The sequence below is a fragment of the Rhizobium sp. WSM409 genome (assembly GCF_057653825.1).
This window is the reverse complement of sequence record NZ_CM172794.1, coordinates 1,549,802-1,565,313: the sequence shown is the minus strand read 5'-3', so window position 1 is coordinate 1,565,313 and position 15,512 is coordinate 1,549,802. Positions and strand designations below refer to the sequence as shown.

At 59.6% G+C, this 15,512-nt stretch carries 14 protein-coding genes; 7 read left to right on the top strand and 7 right to left on the bottom strand.

Annotated features, from left to right (window positions below; genetic code table 11):
* Positions 1 to 105 precede the first annotated feature (105 nt).
* The 3 genes from AC25BC_RS07880 (at position 106) to AC25BC_RS07870 (ending at position 2,408) form a co-directional block, all read left to right on the top strand.
* Entirely contained in the window at positions 106 to 948 is an 843-nt protein-coding gene (locus tag AC25BC_RS07880; RefSeq protein ID WP_012757155.1) for a universal stress protein, read from the top strand.
* A 180-nt stretch (positions 949 to 1,128) separates the two neighbouring features.
* Positions 1,129 to 1,623 (top strand): xanthine phosphoribosyltransferase, encoded by a 495-nt coding sequence (gene gpt, locus AC25BC_RS07875; protein WP_128439336.1) that lies wholly within the window; start codon positions 1,129 to 1,131, stop codon positions 1,621 to 1,623.
* A 194-nt stretch (positions 1,624 to 1,817) separates the two neighbouring features.
* Positions 1,818 to 2,408, top strand: a complete 591-nt coding sequence (locus AC25BC_RS07870; RefSeq protein ID WP_041935508.1) for a hypothetical protein — start codon at positions 1,818 to 1,820, stop codon at positions 2,406 to 2,408.
* A 186-nt stretch (positions 2,409 to 2,594) separates the two neighbouring features.
* On the opposite strand, the gene AC25BC_RS07865 is transcribed toward AC25BC_RS07870, so the two are convergent.
* On the bottom strand, positions 2,595 to 2,876 hold the full coding sequence (locus AC25BC_RS07865) for a hypothetical protein (RefSeq protein WP_157628321.1): 282 nt from the start codon (positions 2,874 to 2,876) through the stop codon (positions 2,595 to 2,597).
* 121 nt (positions 2,877 to 2,997) lie between these two features.
* On the opposite strand from AC25BC_RS07865, the gene AC25BC_RS07860 reads away from it, so the two are divergent.
* A complete protein-coding gene (locus tag AC25BC_RS07860) occupies positions 2,998 to 6,813 on the top strand; it encodes a vitamin B12-dependent ribonucleotide reductase (protein WP_012757152.1) in 3,816 nt (1,271 codons plus the stop codon).
* Positions 6,814 to 7,053: 240 nt separating this feature from the next.
* Positions 7,054 to 7,962, top strand: a complete 909-nt coding sequence (locus AC25BC_RS07855) for a COG3904 family protein (protein ID WP_012757080.1) — start codon at positions 7,054 to 7,056, stop codon at positions 7,960 to 7,962.
* Between the two features lie 186 nt (positions 7,963 to 8,148).
* On the opposite strand, the gene maiA is transcribed toward AC25BC_RS07855, so the two are convergent.
* The 4 genes from maiA to hppD form a co-directional block, all read right to left on the bottom strand.
* Entirely contained in the window at positions 8,149 to 8,781 is a 633-nt protein-coding gene (gene maiA, locus AC25BC_RS07850; RefSeq protein ID WP_012757079.1) for a maleylacetoacetate isomerase, read from the bottom strand.
* On the bottom strand, positions 8,778 to 9,803 hold the full coding sequence (locus tag AC25BC_RS07845; RefSeq protein WP_128439335.1) for a fumarylacetoacetate hydrolase family protein: 1,026 nt from the start codon (positions 9,801 to 9,803) through the stop codon (positions 8,778 to 8,780). The genes maiA and AC25BC_RS07845 overlap by 4 nt, the downstream gene beginning before the upstream one ends.
* Positions 9,804 to 9,842: 39 nt before the next feature.
* Positions 9,843 to 11,204, bottom strand: a complete 1,362-nt coding sequence (gene hmgA, locus AC25BC_RS07840) for a homogentisate 1,2-dioxygenase (protein ID WP_012757077.1) — start codon at positions 11,202 to 11,204, stop codon at positions 9,843 to 9,845.
* Between the two features lie 61 nt (positions 11,205 to 11,265).
* Positions 11,266 to 12,375 carry a 4-hydroxyphenylpyruvate dioxygenase gene (hppD, locus tag AC25BC_RS07835; protein WP_487778548.1) on the bottom strand — a complete coding sequence of 370 codons (1,110 nt, stop codon included), beginning with the start codon at positions 12,373 to 12,375 and terminating at the stop codon, positions 11,266 to 11,268.
* Positions 12,376 to 12,505: 130 nt separating this feature from the next.
* On the opposite strand from hppD, the gene AC25BC_RS07830 reads away from it, so the two are divergent.
* Positions 12,506 to 12,985: an Lrp/AsnC family transcriptional regulator gene (locus tag AC25BC_RS07830; RefSeq protein WP_003558671.1), complete on the top strand. Its 480-nt coding sequence runs from the start codon at positions 12,506 to 12,508 to the stop codon at positions 12,983 to 12,985.
* A 51-nt stretch (positions 12,986 to 13,036) separates the two neighbouring features.
* Here AC25BC_RS07830 and AC25BC_RS07825 read toward each other — a convergent pair whose 3' ends face one another.
* Positions 13,037 to 13,498, bottom strand: coding sequence for an Lrp/AsnC family transcriptional regulator (locus tag AC25BC_RS07825; protein ID WP_128439334.1), 462 nt, complete (start codon positions 13,496 to 13,498; stop codon positions 13,037 to 13,039).
* A 123-nt stretch (positions 13,499 to 13,621) separates the two neighbouring features.
* Between AC25BC_RS07825 and AC25BC_RS07820 the strand changes: the two genes are divergently transcribed.
* Positions 13,622 to 14,413: a phenylalanine 4-monooxygenase gene (locus tag AC25BC_RS07820; RefSeq protein WP_128439333.1), complete on the top strand. Its 792-nt coding sequence runs from the start codon at positions 13,622 to 13,624 to the stop codon at positions 14,411 to 14,413.
* 60 nt (positions 14,414 to 14,473) lie between these two features.
* On the opposite strand, the gene AC25BC_RS07815 is transcribed toward AC25BC_RS07820, so the two are convergent.
* Entirely contained in the window at positions 14,474 to 15,487 is a 1,014-nt protein-coding gene (locus AC25BC_RS07815; RefSeq protein WP_041935502.1) for a L,D-transpeptidase family protein, read from the bottom strand.
* Positions 15,488 to 15,512: the final 25 nt, after the last annotated feature.

Below are 15,512 nucleotides of genomic sequence, written 5' to 3'. Positions count from 1 at the left end.
GCAACGCCGGAACCTGGGGCATCCTTGATCCCTATCAGGGAACAGGAGAACGGTCCGGCGCATTCCTTCCCTCGCGCAAGCCGTTTCAGCGCAAGGAGAATTGATATGTCTTACAAAACCATTCTCGCCATTCTCGATACATCTGACAATAGTACCGCGGTTGCCGATTTCGCCTTTGCCATCGCTGCTGAAAGCGGCGCCCATGTGATCGGCCTGCATGCCGAAATCATCTCCGCCGTGCCGCTAGTGGCGCCGATGGAAATCCCCGATCCCGTTGCCGTGCAGGCGCTGCAGGACATGGCGCATAGCGAAACGATTGCGGTTGAGCGCATCTTCAGGGCGAAAGCGGAGGCATCAGGCGCCTCCTCCGAGTGGCGCAGCTTTGCCACATCGACCGGATACGGCTCCGCGCCGCTGATCGAAAGTGCGCGCAGCGCCGACCTCTTGATCGCCTCGCAGGCCGACCCGGCCAGACCTTCCGACAGCCACGTCGACGTCGACAGCTTTCTCTTCGAAACCGGTCGGCCGGTGCTGATGATCCCCTATATCATCCGCCAACCGAAGCCGATCAAGCGCGTGCTGATCGCCTGGAACGGTTCGAAGGAGGCGGCGCGCGCGACCTTCGACGCGCTGCCGATCCTCAAAGCCGCCGACGAGGTGGAGATCTTTTCGGTCGATCCGGCCGAAACGGCGCTGCAATCGCCGCTGACGGCAGGCGCCGACATCGCCGCGACGCTTGCGCGTCATGGCGTGAAGACGACGCTTTCGACGGCACAAAGTGTGGACAAAAGCGCATCGCATGTCATCGAGAACCGGCTTTCGGACAGCAGCATCGATCTTCTCGTCATGGGCGCCTATACGCACTCCTGGCTCTGGCAGATGATCTTCGGCGGCACGACCAAGACCCTGCTGCAATCGATGACGGCGCTGACCCTGTTGTCGCGTTGATTGGCTGCTCTTGCCTTTTGCCGGCAAATCCCGCTAATTGCGGCGACCGATGACAGCTTCGAGCTCGGCCCCCTCTCGCGCAGTTCCGGCTGCGCGATTTGCGTTTTGCCAATCGCCGCTTCAAGCCTGTCCGGTCGCCGGCCAACGGCGTGTCGTTTTTTCATGCCGCGGAGCAGCCCGATGTCCCTTCCCGATAAAGCCTTTCCCGTTTCCTGGGATCAGTTCCACCGCGATGCGCGCGCCCTTGCCTGGCGGCTTGCCGGCTTGAATCAGACATTTAAGGCGATCGTCTGCATCACCCGCGGCGGCCTCGTTCCGGCCGCGATCATCTCGCGTGAACTGAACATCCGGCTGATCGAGACCGTCTGCGTCGCGTCCTATCATGACTATGTGAACCAGGGTGACATGGTGCTGCTCAAGGGAATAGCGCCCGAACTTATGGAGAATGGCGGCGAAGCCGTGCTGGTCGTCGACGATCTGACCGATACCGGCAAGACCGCCGCACAGGTGCGCACCATGCTGCCGAGGGCACATTTCGCCTGCGTCTACGCCAAGCCGAAGGGCGTGCCGACGGTCGACACTTTCATTACCGAGGTGAGCCAGGATACCTGGATCTATTTCCCCTGGGACATGGGTTTCACCTATCAGGAGCCGATCGCCAAGGGCGCGGGCTGATCGTTACAGACCAAAGCGCGCGACAATCGTATTTACTACTTGAAATTGTTCCAGATTTTGTCAGCGAGGTCTTCGGAATCCGCTATCGGGATCTGCACATCTATTTTATCTTTTGCTCATAAAATCGACAGATGCGAATCGTGTCGGGTTGCGCCTCAAGCGTGCGGCGAACAATACGGGTATAGGGAAGCAAGATGGCTCGATGGGGGCATATAGGAGCGGTTGTGACTGTCGGGCTGGGGACCTTTCTGTTGCCGCTGGCGCCTGTCCACGCTGAGCCTGCCTACGTTCCCCTCGTGCACGACTACGTCGAGAAGCGGATCCGACCAATTGTGGAAACGCCATTGGTACTGAAGGCCATTGCCGAGCAGAACGCGAAATTCGGCAATGTCAGCGAAATGGATATGCGGGTACTCGATGAGACCTACCGGTCGGAAGTCAATCAGCACCACCTGCAGATGGTCAAGCTGTTGCTCGACAAATCCGTGTCGCAGTACCTGAGGGAAAATCAGGATGCTTCGCAGGGCGCGATTCTCGAATTTTTCGTCACGGACTCGCATGGGCTGAATGTCGGGCAGAGCACCATCACCGCCGACTTCTGGCAGGGCGACGAGGAGAAATATCTCCAAACCTTCGCCAGCGGCTCCCGCGAGATCTTCATCGACCGGGCGGAACGCAACGAATCCACCCAGAATCTCGAGACGCAGGCGAGCTTCGTCGTCATGGACGAAGAGAACAGGCCTATCGGCGTCGCCATCGTTACCATCGCCATCGATGCGCTTTGACAGGCACTTGCACCCGGGCGAATCGGCATGCCCATTTGCACCGGAAATGCCATCACAAGATTTGCCGCATGACGCTTTTTTGCCGTTTCGACCTTTTCCTTAGCCGGCAACACCTGCAAGCCATTGTAATATCAGCGCTCCCCGGCTTTCCCCAATCTCCACAGGCGCATCCACAACATGTTGTGGTTAGCAATCAATTAAAAGCCAGCCCTTGACGGAATCAGCTGTTTCAAACTTTACTGATCCTGATGTTGCGGCGGCGACAGGACCGGAGGTAACGAGCCCGGTTCCCTTTTGAAAATTAGGACGCGGAATCAGGGCGATGGACCGGAAACAGTTCAGGCCCGACAGGATTTTTGCGCGGTTTTCAGCCTCCAAAAAAAGTGACATCGGGGCTGGCGATAATAAGCTGTTAATACTATATTTAGTGTTTGCAGCCACCATCACCACAAGATACAGGAAGGACATCTCCGGATGACACCCCTGTCACAATACGGAAACGAGACTGGCTGCGCGACGACAAAGTGCCGCCGGATAGGAATTTTGCGCCGAGGTCGCGGGGACCAGGCGCCAACACGAGGTCAAGACAATGCGCATCGAACGTCGTTTCACGAAGGCCGGCCAAGGCGCCTATGCGGATATCGAATTCCGCAAGGCGACGAGCGAGATCAAGAACCCCGACGGTTCGATCGTGTTCCGCCTCGAGAATATCGATGTTCCCGCGCAGTTCTCCCAGGTCGCGACCGACGTTCTGGCGCAGAAGTATTTCCGCAAGGCCGGCGTTCCCACCCGACTGAAGAAGGTCGAGGAAAACGATGTTCCTTCCTTCCTGTGGCGCTCCGTTCCCGACGATGCTGCGCTGAAGACCCTGTCCAAGGACGAACAGACCGGCTCCGAAATCGATGCGCGCCAGGTCTTCGACCGTCTTGCCGGCACCTGGACCTATTGGGGCTGGAAGGGCGGCTATTTCTCCTCCGAGGAAGATGCCTCGGCCTTCAAGGACGAGCTTGCCTATATGCTCGCCACCCAGCGTGTCGCCCCGAACTCGCCGCAGTGGTTCAACACCGGCCTGCATTGGGCCTACGGCATCGACGGCCCCGGCCAGGGTCATTTCTACGTCGATCCCTTCACCGGCAAGCTGACCAAGTCCAAGTCGGCCTACGAACACCCGCAACCGCATGCCTGCTTCATCCAGTCTGTCGAGGACGATCTCGTCAACGAAGGCGGCATCATGGACCTCTGGGTGCGTGAAGCGCGCCTGTTCAAATACGGCTCCGGCACCGGCTCCAACTTCTCGATGCTGCGCGGCGAAGGCGAAAAGCTTTCCGGCGGCGGCCGCTCCTCCGGCCTGATGAGCTTCCTGAAGATCGGCGACCGCGCCGCCGGCGCCATCAAATCGGGCGGCACGACACGCCGCGCCGCCAAGATGGTGGTCGTCGACATCGACCATCCCGATATCGAGGAATACATCAACTGGAAGGTCAAGGAAGAGCAGAAGGTTGCGGCTCTCGTGACCGGCTCGAAGGTTGTCGCCAAGCATCTGAAGGCGATCATGAAGGCCTGCTTCAATTGCGAAGGCGGCGACAACGGCGATTGCTACGACCCCAACAAGAACCCTGCCCTGAAGCGCGAAATCCGCGCCGCCAAGAAGGACCAGGTTCCCGAGAACTACGTCCAGCGCGTCATCCAGTTTGCCCGCCAGGGCTACAAGGATCTCCAATTCAAGACCTACGACACGGATTGGGATTCGGAAGCCTACCTCACGGTATCCGGCCAGAACTCCAACAACTCCGTCTCGATCAAGGACGACTTCCTGCGCGCCGTCGAGAATGATGGCGAATGGAACCTGACCGCCCGCAAGGACGGCCGAGTGATGAAGACGCTGAAGGCACGCGATCTCTGGGAAACCATTTCCTACGCTGCCTGGGCCTCGGCCGATCCGGGCATCCACTTCAACACGACGATGAACGACTGGCACACCTCGCCGGCCGGCGGCCCGATCCGTGGCTCGAACCCATGCTCGGAATATATGTTCCTCGACGACACGGCCTGCAACCTTGCCTCGCTGAACCTGCTGCAGTTCAAGGACAAGGCCACCAAGCGCATCAACATCGCCGACTACGAACATGCGGTTCGCCTGTGGACCGTCGTGCTCGAAGTCTCGGTGATGATGGCGCAGTTCCCGTCGAAGCGCATTGCCGAACTCTCTTACGAATACCGCACGCTCGGCCTCGGCTACGCCAATATCGGCGGTCTGCTGATGTCAACAGGCATTCCCTACGACTCCACTGAGGCCCGCGCCATTGCAGGCTCGTTGACCGCGATCATGACCGGCATCTGCTATGCCACCTCGGCCGAAATGGCTGCCGAGCTTGGGCCCTTCCCGAACTTCGCGCCGAACCGCGAGAGCATGCTCAAGGTCATTCGCAACCATCGCCGTGCGGCGCATGGCGAGAGCTCCGGCTATGAGGCGCTGTCGATCAACCCGGTCGCGCTGATCCATTCGGAAAACCCGGACCAGGATCTCGTCGCCCACGCCAAATCGGCCTGGGACAAGGCGCTCGAGCTTGGTGAACAGCATGGCTACCGCAATGCCCAGGTTTCGGTCATCGCGCCCACCGGCACGATCGGTCTCGTCATGGATTGCGACACGACCGGCATCGAGCCCGACTTCGCCCTCGTCAAGTTCAAGAAGCTCGCCGGCGGCGGCTACTTCAAGATCATCAACCGCGCCGTGCCCGACGCGCTGCGCACGCTCGGCTATTCGGAAAGCCAGATCGCCGAGATCGAGGCCTATGCCGTCGGCCACGGCAACCTGAACCAGGCACCGGCTGTCAATCCGTCGACGCTGAAGACCAAGGGCTTCACCGACGAGAAGGTCGAAGCCGTCAACGCCGCGCTGAAGAGCGCCTTCGACATCAAGTTCGTCTTCAACCAGTGGACGCTCGGCGCCGACTTCCTGAAGGAGACGCTGAAGGTTTCCGACGAACAGCTCGGCGACATGAGCTTCAGCCTGCTCGACCATATCGGCTTCTCGAAGAAGGACATCGAAGCCGCCAACATCCATGTCTGCGGTGCGATGACACTGGAAGGCGCGCCCTTCCTCAAGAATGAGCACCTGCCGGTCTTCGATTGCGCCAATCCCTGCGGCAAGGTCGGCAAGCGCTACCTCTCGGTCGAAAGCCATATCCGCATGATGGCGGCTGCCCAGCCGTTCATCTCCGGCGCAATTTCCAAGACGATCAACATGCCGAACGAGGCGACCGTCGAGGATTGCAAGAACGCCTACATGCTCTCCTGGAAGCTTGGCCTCAAGGCCAACGCGCTCTATCGCGACGGCTCGAAACTGTCGCAGCCGCTCAATTCCTCGCTGATCGAGGACGAAGACGACGAGGATGCGCTGGAGGAACTGCTGCAGGCGCCGCTGGCCGCCCAGGCCGTTACCGTCACCGAGAAGATCATCGAGCGGGTGATCGAACGAGTTTCGCGCGAACGCGAGAAGCTGCCGAACCGCCGCCAGGGCTATACCCAGAAGGCCGCCGTCGGCGGACACAAGGTCTATCTCCGCACCGGCGAATTCGGCGACGGCCGCATCGGCGAGATCTTCATCGACATGCACAAGGAAGGCGCTGCCTTCCGTGCGATGATGAACAATTTCGCCATCGCCATCTCGCTCGGCCTGCAATATGGCGTGCCGCTCGAGGAATATGTCGAGGCCTTCACCTTCACCAAGTTCGAGCCGGCCGGCATGGTCATCGGCAATGACGCGATCAAGAACGCTACCTCGATCCTCGACTATGTCTTCCGCGAGCTTGCCGTCTCCTATCTCGGCCGCCATGACCTGGCGCATGTCGATACGTCGGATTTCTCGAACACCGCGCTTGGCAAGGGCATCCAGGAAGGCAAGACCAACCTGCTCTCCACCGGCTGGACCCGCGGCTACAAGCCGACCCTGGTGTCCGGCACCGGCGGCGAACGCCAGGCAGGCGAACCCAAAGGTGCGGCCACCGCCGCCCCTGCCCGCGCCGCTTCCACCGGCACCGTGACCGCCTTTGCAGGCGCGGCTGCCCGCAAGCTGGAGCCGACGGTCGCCATCGCCACCTCCGAAATCGTCGCCTTCAAGCGCGATTACGAAGAGCGCGCCAAGGAACTGGCGGAAGAGATCGCCGAAGAGGTGACCGAGGAACTCACCAGCGACGCAACGGCCCTCTTCTCCGACAAGGCGGCAGCCGACGCGGCAACGGCGAAATCCGAAGCCAAGAAGCGCGAAGCCGAACGCCGCCAGCGCTCGATCATGCAGGGCTATACCGGCAACATGTGCTCGGAGTGCCAGAACTTCACGATGGTGCGGAACGGGACTTGTGAGAAGTGCGACACGTGTGGTGCTACGAGCGGGTGCAGCTGAGTAGGCGGTAGTTGTGTAGCGCCACCCGAAGGCGTCCGAGAAAAGTTGATCGATAGTGAAAAGCCGCCGGCAGTCAGCGCCGGCGTCTTTTTTTGGCCGAGACGATCGCCACTCGTTTGAAGCTCAAGATAAACGCCGCGGTCTTCTCACTTCTCCTACAGCCTGTCTGGTGAGCTACGAGCAGGCTTGCAAGAACATTCGTCGCAATGTTGAATAGTTACAGTAAACGCGGGGGAATCGATGCGTTACATCGTGGCTGGGTTGTTGTTTCTATGCGCATTTCCTCTGTCTGCGGCGGAGATCACGCGAGAGCCGTTGGAGGGCGACACAGACCTGATCTCCGTCACGGGCGTCTTGAACGAAGGCGACGAAATTGTCTTCAGAAACTTGGCCGCCGCCTCCAGCAAAGCCCTTGTTTTTCTAAACAGCGAGGGCGGTGATCTCAAAGCCGGGATTGAGATCGGACGTGCCATCCGCCTTCGAGGCTTTGCCACTGCCACCCCGCCGGGGACCTTGTGCGCGTCGGCTTGCGCCCTGACCTGGCTTGCCGGTTCGCAGCGGTTTCTTCAGCCCGAATCCAATATCGGTTTCCATGCCGCCTATCGCGTGGTCGACGGAAAGGCCAGCGAGAGTGGTGTCGCCAACGCACTGGTCGGAGCTTATCTCAACCAGTTGGGATTGTCCGAGACTGCCATCGCCTACGTGACGTCGGCACCGCCTGAAGGCATCGCGTGGCTGACGGCCGCGAAGGCGCAGATGGTGGGCATCACTTACGACGCGATTGACGAGGACGGACCTGATCCGGCGTCCGAGGCGGGCAAGACGTTTCCCCACGATCCCATGGGCACGGTGACGGCCTTCTACTCCGCGCTCGCCGCAGCCGATGGTGAAACCGCCTCAGCGCTGGTCGTTCCGGAGAAACGCGGCCAAGGCCCATTCAACGAAGTGTCGATCCACGCCTTCTTCGGCGCGATGTCGGAGCCGCTCAAACTCACGGGAACGGCACTACGCGGCAATGATGATGTCCGGGTTTCGTACGAATACGTCACCAATGATGGACGTCGCTGCCAGGGTCGTGCCGATGTCCAGACCACCTACGTGTTTGGCAAGACCCTGGTCTCGAGGATCAAGGCGCTTGATGGCTGCTAGACAAATTACCGCACCTCGCCCGCGGACCGGCGATGCTTACTCTTCATACCTATAGGAATTGGCATCGCATTCGCCGCGATCGTGAGATCCCAGTCCACGCGATCTGGTGTGTGCCGGCCATTGATGCGAGAGCCGCAGGAAGAAGGGGATGCTTCTTCGAATTTCGTCCCGGGTCCCGCTCTGCCGTTACGGCTTCACGCGGTCGGGATGCGCCGCCTGGAAGGCCGGCAGGTCTGCGCATCCGGCGTCGATGTCGACGATGCGCTTGAAAGCGGTCAACTCAACGCCCCAGCGACGGGCGTTGTAGACCTGGGGAACGAGGCAGAGGTCCGCCATCGTCGGCGTATTTCCAAAGCTGAACGCGCCATCGGCTTTGCCGATCATGGTTTCCAGTTTGCCCAGTCCGTCGGTAATGAAATGCTTCATCCATTCCTCGCGGGCATCGGCCTTGTCAGCCATGCTCATCAGATGTGACACGACATGCAGGTTGCAGATCGGATGGATGTCCATGGCGACCGCATATGCGAGAGCGCGGACTTTCTGGCGATCGGCAATGTCAGATGGCAGCAATCCGCATTCCGGCCTGGTCTCAGCGAGGTATTCGACGATCGCCAGCGACTGCGTCAGTGTTTTCCCGTCGATCACCAATGTCGGCACCAGTCCCTGCGGGTTGAGGGCCAGATATTCCGGGGTCTTGTGCGCTACTTCCAACAGGTTGATGGACACTGTCTGATAATCGACGCCCAAGAGATTGAGCGCGATGCGGACGCGATAGCTCGCCGAGGATCGCCAGTAGTCGTAAAGGACGACCTCGCTCATTGCGGTCCGGCCCCTTGGTATTTCTCGACCGTCTGCTCGATTGCCCCGAAGATCGAATGGCCGGCCTTATCCTTCATCTCGATGCGGACCTGATCGCCGAACTTCATGAAAGGGGTCTTCGGCGATCCGGTCTCGATCGTCTCGATCATCCTGATTTCGGCAATGCAGGAGTAGCCGTCTCCTCCCTCTTCCACCGGCTTGCCCGGGCCGCCGTTGAGCTTGTTGGAGACCGTTCCCGAGCCGATGATTGTGCCGGCCGCGAGATTGCGGGTTTTGGCGGCATGGGCGATCAACTGGGCAAAATCGAAGGTCATGTCGATGCCGGCGTTGGCCTTGCCGAATGGCTTGCCGTTCAAGCTCACCAGCAGCGGGAGATGCAGCTTGCCGCCGTCCCAGGCATCTCCGAGCTCGTCCGGCGTCACGGCGACCGGAGAGAATGCCGATGCCGGCTTCGACTGGAAGAAACCAAATCCCTTCGCCAACTCGCCAGGGATCAGACTGCGCAGCGACACATCGTTGACGAGCATCAGGAGACGGATGGCGCCGCGCGCCGCTTCCGGGCTGCAACCCATGTCAACGTCGCCGGTGAGGACGGCGACCTCGCCCTCCATGTCGATCCTGTAAGCCTCGTCGGCCGCCACGATCGGGTCACGCGGCGCAAGGAAAGCGTCCGAGCCGCCCTGATAGATCAGCGGATCGGTCCAGAAGCTCGCCGGCATCTCGGCGCCGCGTGCCTTGCGCACCAGTTCGACGTGGTTGACGTAAGCGGAGCCGTCGGCCCATTGGTAGGCGCGCGGCAGAGGTGACGTAGCGTCATGTTCGTGAAACCGGATCGTCGGCTGGGCTCCGGTCTCGACCCCTTCGGCAATCAGCGCGAGCCTCGGAGCCACATGCTCCCAGTCATCGAGTGCTGCCTGCAATGTGCGGGCGATATGGCCGACCTCGGAACAGCGGGTCAGGTCGCGGGAAACGACGACGAGCCGGCCGTCCCGCGTGGAGTCTTTTAACGTCGCAAGTTTCATGTCCGAATTCCGTGCAGGAGGATGACTTCAGTTGATGCATCACTTGATGCCGGGGGTTCCGTCGAACTTGCGTTCCAGGCCGTCCCAGCATTCCAGGTAATTATCCTGCAGCGTTTCGAGCTCGGCTGCGTATTTCGTCAGTTGCTGCGGGTACCGGGTCTCGAACATGAAGGCCATGGTGTGATCGAGCTTCACGGGTTTGAGCTCGGTATTGGATGCCTTTTCGAAGGCGAGCGCGTCCGGCCCGTGGGGAAGCATCATGTTGTGCAGGCTCATGCCGCCCGGCACGAAGCCCTCCTCCTTGGCGTCATATTGGCCATGGATCAGGCCCATGAATTCGCTCATGATGTTGCGGTGGTACCAAGGCGGTCGAAACGTATGTTCGGCGACCAGCCAGCGCGGCGGAAAGATCACGAAATCGACGTTCGCCGTACCCGCATCTTCGGTCGGCGCGGTCAGCACCGAAAAGATCGACGGATCGGGATGATCGAAGCGGATAGCGCCGACCGGCGAGAACGTCCGCAAGTCGTATTTGAACGGGGCGTAGTTGCCGTGCCAGGCCACCACATCCAGCGGCGAATGGCCGATGTCGGTGACATAGAATTTTCCGCACCACTTCACATGCACGCGGCACGGCGTTTCCTTATCCTCGAATGCGGCGACAGGCGTCTTGAAGTCACGCGGGTTTGCCAGGCAGTTGGCGCCGATCGGTCCGCGGTCCGGCAGGGTGAATTTCGCGCCGTAGTTCTCGCAGATGTAGCCACGCCAGACCGTCTGGTCGCCACCCCTCATGATCTTGAACATCATGCCGCGCGGGATCAGGCATATTTCCAGGGGCTCGACATCCATGATGCCCATTTCGGTGAACACTCTGATGGCGCCGAGCTGCGGCACGATCAGCAATTCACCATCGGCGTTGAAGAAGTAATCGTCGACCATGTCCTCATTGAAGACATAGGCATGGGCTGACATGCCCACCTGGGTGGTGGCATCGCCTGCCGTGGTGATGGTCCGCACCCCCTCGAGAAACGTCAGCTTCTCCGAGGGTGCGGGGATGGGATCCCAGCGAAGCTGGCCGAGAGGAAGCGAATGTTCGTCCAGGCAAGGTGCGGTTTTCCAGAGCGGATAGGACGCGTTGGAGAAGCGACGGGTGTGACGCACGCTCGGGCGGATGCGGTAAAGCCAGGACCTTTCGTTGGTCCCGCGCGGCGCGGTGAACGGCGAGCCGGAAAGCTGCTCCGCATAGAGACCATAGTTGCATTTCTGCGGACTGTTCTGGCCTTGCGGCAAGGCGCCGGGAAGCGACTCGGTTTCGAAGTCATTGCCGAACCCCGGCATATATTTCAGCGTGTTTGCTGTCGCGGCTTCACCATCCGACGTCTGGATCGATGTCTGGTCCATGCTCACTCCTCCCCGAACACTCCAGCGCCGCGCGTCTGAAAGATGCGCGGCGCTAGTGAGTTTACTCCGCTGCAGTCCCGATGACACCACGCTTGATCTGATCGGCCTCGATCAACTCAAAGAGAGCCCGGAAATTGCCTTCGCCGAAACCCTCGTCGCCCTTGCGCTGGATGAATTCGAAGAAGATCGGGCCGATGACGGTCTTGGAGAAGATCTGCAGCAGGATTTTCGTCATGCCGCCATTCACCACACCTTCGCCATCGATGAGGATACCGTGTTTCTTCATGCGTTCGACAGGTTCACTATGGCCGTTCACGCGTTCATAGGACATGTCGTAATAGGTCTCCGGCGGACCCGGCATGAAACGCAGGCCGTTGTCGGCCAGCCTGTCGGTGGCGTCGTAAATATCCTCCGTTCCAACGGCGATATGCTGGATGCCCTCGCCCTTGTACTTCTTCAGATATTCCTCGATCTGGCTGGTGTCGTCCTTCGATTCATTCAGCGGAATGCGGATTTTGCCGCAGGGCGAGGTGATGGCGCGGCTCACCAGACCGGTGATGCGCCCATCGATATCGAAGAAGTGGATCTGCTTGAAATTGAACAGGTTGCGGTAAAAATCCCACCACTTGTCCATGTTGCCGCGAAAGACGTTGTGCGTCAGATGGTCGAGATAATAGAAGCCGATCCCTTGGGGATGCGGGTCGCGCTCGCCGAGCCAATCGAACTCGGCCTCGTAGGCCGATCCCTTGGCACCATAGGTCTCGACGAAATAGAGCAGCGAGCCGCCGATGCCGACAATCGCCGGAACATCGAGCATCTTGTCGTCCCCTTCATAGGGGACAGCGCCTTTTGACACCGCATGCTTGAACGCGTGTTGGGCGTCGACGACGCGCCAGGCCATCGATGGGGCGCAGGGACCGTGATTTGCGACGAAGCGCGCGGCATGGCTGCCGGGTTCGGCGTTCAGGACATAGTTGATGTCGCCTTGTCGCCAGACGGTGATATCTTTCGTCTTGTGTTTGGCGACCGCAACATAGCCCATGCGTGTGAAGAGTTCGCGCAGCGTTTCGGGCTCGGGATGGGCGAATTCGACGAATTCGAAGCCGTCGGTGCCGGCCGGATTGTCGGCGGTGATTTCCGAGGGCGGCGCGTCATGCGGGAAAGGACCCATTTTCTTTCCTCCAGAGGAAATTGCATTTGATATGCAAAGTGTGGCCCAAAACGCGTGCAAAGTTCTTGCATTCTTTATGCTTCAGGAGGAGATTATGCACGATCTGTGAGCGTTTTGGAGATTTTGTGCAATGGATGAGCCGCTCGATAAATTGGACCTGCGCCTGCTCCAGGAACTGCAAAAGGATGGCAGGCTGACGAACAACGAGTTGGGCGAGCGGATCGCGCTTTCACCGTCGCAATGTTCGCGCCGGCGCACAAGACTGGAGGCTGAAGGATATATCCGCAGCTACCGCGCCTACCTCGATCGGCAGAAGCTTGGTCTCGATATGCTGGTGGTCATTTCCGTGACACTTGCGACCCACAACAGAGACAATGCCCGCCGGTTTTCGCAATTGATCAACGGGTTGCCTGAAGTTCTCGAAGCCTATGCGCTGACCGGTGAAATGGACTATCACCTGACGGTCGCGACCCGCGGCCTCGCCGACCTCTCGAAATTCGTCAACGACGTGCTGTTGCCCCACGAGTCGGTGCAGCACGTGAAGACGTCGATCGTCCTCGACACGCTGAAGACATTCGAAGGCTTTCCGGTGCTGATGCCGGGCCATTGACATGGCGACAGCACGCGATGATGTCGACAGCATCGCCCTGCGCAGTCATATCTAGAGCGGCAATTCGGTCGAGAATTTCAGCTCGCGCAGCACAAAGCTCGAGACCACCGTGCGCACATGCGGGTTGCGCATGAGATAGCGGGTCATGAAGGCTTCGTAGCTTTCCACGTCGCTTGCCCTTATCTTCAGCATGTAGTCGAAGGCGCCCGACAGGGCGTAGCATTCCATGATCTCCGGCCGCTCCAGCACCATCGAAGCGAAAGATGCGACCGCCTCTTCGTGGTGATCCTCCAGCGTCACATGCGCGATCACACAGAGCTTGAGATCGAGTTTTCCAGGATCGAGCAGCGTCACCCGCTTGCGGATGACGCCGTCGGCTTCAAGCTCCTGGATCTTCCGCCATGCCGAACTCTGCGACATGCCGGCCTTTTCCGCCAGGTCGGCCAGCGACAGGCTGCCGTCGGCCTGGACGAGCTGCAGAAGCTTACGGCGAAAATGCCCAGGTTCTTTCATTTTTGGCGTCGCTTTCGGGAATATTTGCCACCATTATGGCGACAGCCAGCATGAAAGAAAAGAAAATCCTCCAAACTCGGATCATAATGGCAGGAAAAGTGCCCTGCTCGGGAGGATCAGCACATGACCAAGGAAAGCAGCTATACCGCCAAACTGCCCGGCCCGGATGGTTTGTACGACTACACCCCGGATGAAGATGTTATCTGGGGCGAACTCTACCGGCGTCAGATGACGCTGCTTTCCGATACCGCCTGCCGCGAATATCTGGACGGCGTCAAAATGCTGGGGCTGAAGCCGGATAAGGTGCCTCAGCTTCTCGATGTGAACAGACGCCTGAACGAGACCACCGGCTTTGGCGTCGAAGGTGTGCCGGCGCTCATTCCGCCCTCACGCTTTTATGGACTTCTGTCACAAGGCAAATTCCCGCTTGCAACCTTCCTGCGCCGTCGCGAACATATCGATTATATCGAGGAGCCGGACCTGTTCCACGAGGTCTTCGGCCACTGCCCCATGCTCACCAACCAGAGCTATGCCAATTTCGTCCGGCATTTCGGCGAAACCGCGGTCCGCCTCGGCAAGGGCTATTCATGGCATCTGTTCCGGATCTTCTGGTTCACTGTCGAATTCGGCCTGATCAATACGCCGCAGGGACGCCGCTGCTTCGGCGCGGGCATCGTCTCATCGCCCAACGAAGCGAAAGCGGCAATGGAAGGCAAAGCGTGCGAATTCCGGCCGTTCGATCTGCTGAGCGTGCTGCGGACGCCCTACCGGATCGATATCCTCCAGCCGATCTACTATCTGATCGACAGCTTCGCCGATCTTGAAGCGATCGTGGAGCAGGATATCGAGGCCACGATCCTCAAAGCAAAACAGCTGGGAGATTTCGCCCCGGCTTTCGAAGCCAAAGCTTCGTGAATCGCGAATGATAGGGAGCGACGCCAACACATCGCGTCGACGACGGACTGGAGAAGGCAGTCACTTCGGAGCGGCTGAACTTCGATTGACGAAGTCCACCACGACCCCTGGTTTGACCATAGCCGCCAACTCTTCGGCATCCCAGTTCGTCAACCGCACGCAACCGTGCGAGCCAACCTTGTCGATGAGCTTCGGTTCCGGTGTCCCATGTATACCATAAGTCGGCTCGGTCAGATCGATCCAGACCGTACCAACAGGACCGTTCGGCCCTTTCGGGATCGTCAGGACCTTATCGTTCTTTCCCTGTTTGAAGTTGCGCTTCGGGTCATACCGGTAGACCGGCATCCTCGCGACACCCTTGACCTTGTGTTTTCCTGACGGCGCCGGATTGTCTTCGCTTCCGATCGTTGCGGGATAGACTGCAAGCAGCGATCCATCCGCGGCATAGGCGAGCACCTGCCCCGTCTTCCTGTCGGCCTCGATCTTCTTGACCTTTCCTTGCCTTGGAGAGCCGGGATCCACGACCCACACCGTATCGCCAGGAGCAAACTGCGAAGCCAGGTTGAGCGCATGCACGAGATCGATGCCCATGTGGAACCGCTCGGATAGTTTCTCTGCAACGCTCGTATATCCCAAGCTCTGCATCTTTGCCTTCTCGCCATAGTCTTCGGGAATCTTGTCGACGACGCCCGCGGCATCCTCTGCCGAGACGACATAGCTTTCAACGATCGGGGCAACGATGGCGGCATTGCCTTCAAGGCGGGAGGCGACCTCTGGATCCAGCCTCCCATCGACAGGAAGATTGTTCATCGCCTCGAAGCCGGCCACGGCCTTGTCTACGTTTTCGCCGGAGAGGCCATCGATCACGCCGGGAGACGAGCCTGCACGGTCGAGCAGGACCTGAAGGCGGACGATCGCCGGGTCCGGATCTGCGGGCTTGGGCTTCCCTGCCTCAAAGGAAGCAATCGACGCGCTATTGATTGCTTCGGGTCGGAGTTCCCGCGCGCTAGCACCGCCAACGGAGATGGTGAGAGCGAGCAGCGACATCGGCAGGGCTGTTTTCATGGACGACAAATGGTCGGCGGCGCAACTTGTTCCA

Excerpts from the sequence above, each read along its gene's own strand:
- AC25BC_RS07880 (WP_012757155.1), top strand. The coding sequence starts at position 106 with ATGTCTTACAAAACCATTCTCGCCATTCTCGATACATCTGACAATAGT.
- gpt (WP_128439336.1), top strand. The coding sequence starts at position 1,129 with ATGTCCCTTCCCGATAAAGCCTTTCCCGTTTCCTGGGATCAGTTCCAC.
- AC25BC_RS07870 (WP_041935508.1), top strand. The coding sequence starts at position 1,818 with ATGGCTCGATGGGGGCATATAGGAGCGGTTGTGACTGTCGGGCTGGGG.
- AC25BC_RS07865 (WP_157628321.1), bottom strand. The coding sequence starts at position 2,876 with ATGTCCTTCCTGTATCTTGTGGTGATGGTGGCTGCAAACACTAAATAT.
- AC25BC_RS07860 (WP_012757152.1), top strand. The coding sequence starts at position 2,998 with ATGCGCATCGAACGTCGTTTCACGAAGGCCGGCCAAGGCGCCTATGCG.
- AC25BC_RS07855 (WP_012757080.1), top strand. The coding sequence starts at position 7,054 with ATGCGTTACATCGTGGCTGGGTTGTTGTTTCTATGCGCATTTCCTCTG.
- maiA (WP_012757079.1), bottom strand. The coding sequence starts at position 8,781 with ATGAGCGAGGTCGTCCTTTACGACTACTGGCGATCCTCGGCGAGCTAT.
- AC25BC_RS07845 (WP_128439335.1), bottom strand. The coding sequence starts at position 9,803 with ATGAAACTTGCGACGTTAAAAGACTCCACGCGGGACGGCCGGCTCGTC.
- hmgA (WP_012757077.1), bottom strand. The coding sequence starts at position 11,204 with ATGGACCAGACATCGATCCAGACGTCGGATGGTGAAGCCGCGACAGCA.
- hppD (WP_487778548.1), bottom strand. The coding sequence starts at position 12,375 with ATGGGTCCTTTCCCGCATGACGCGCCGCCCTCGGAAATCACCGCCGAC.
- AC25BC_RS07830 (WP_003558671.1), top strand. The coding sequence starts at position 12,506 with ATGGATGAGCCGCTCGATAAATTGGACCTGCGCCTGCTCCAGGAACTG.
- AC25BC_RS07825 (WP_128439334.1), bottom strand. The coding sequence starts at position 13,498 with ATGAAAGAACCTGGGCATTTTCGCCGTAAGCTTCTGCAGCTCGTCCAG.
- AC25BC_RS07820 (WP_128439333.1), top strand. The coding sequence starts at position 13,622 with ATGACCAAGGAAAGCAGCTATACCGCCAAACTGCCCGGCCCGGATGGT.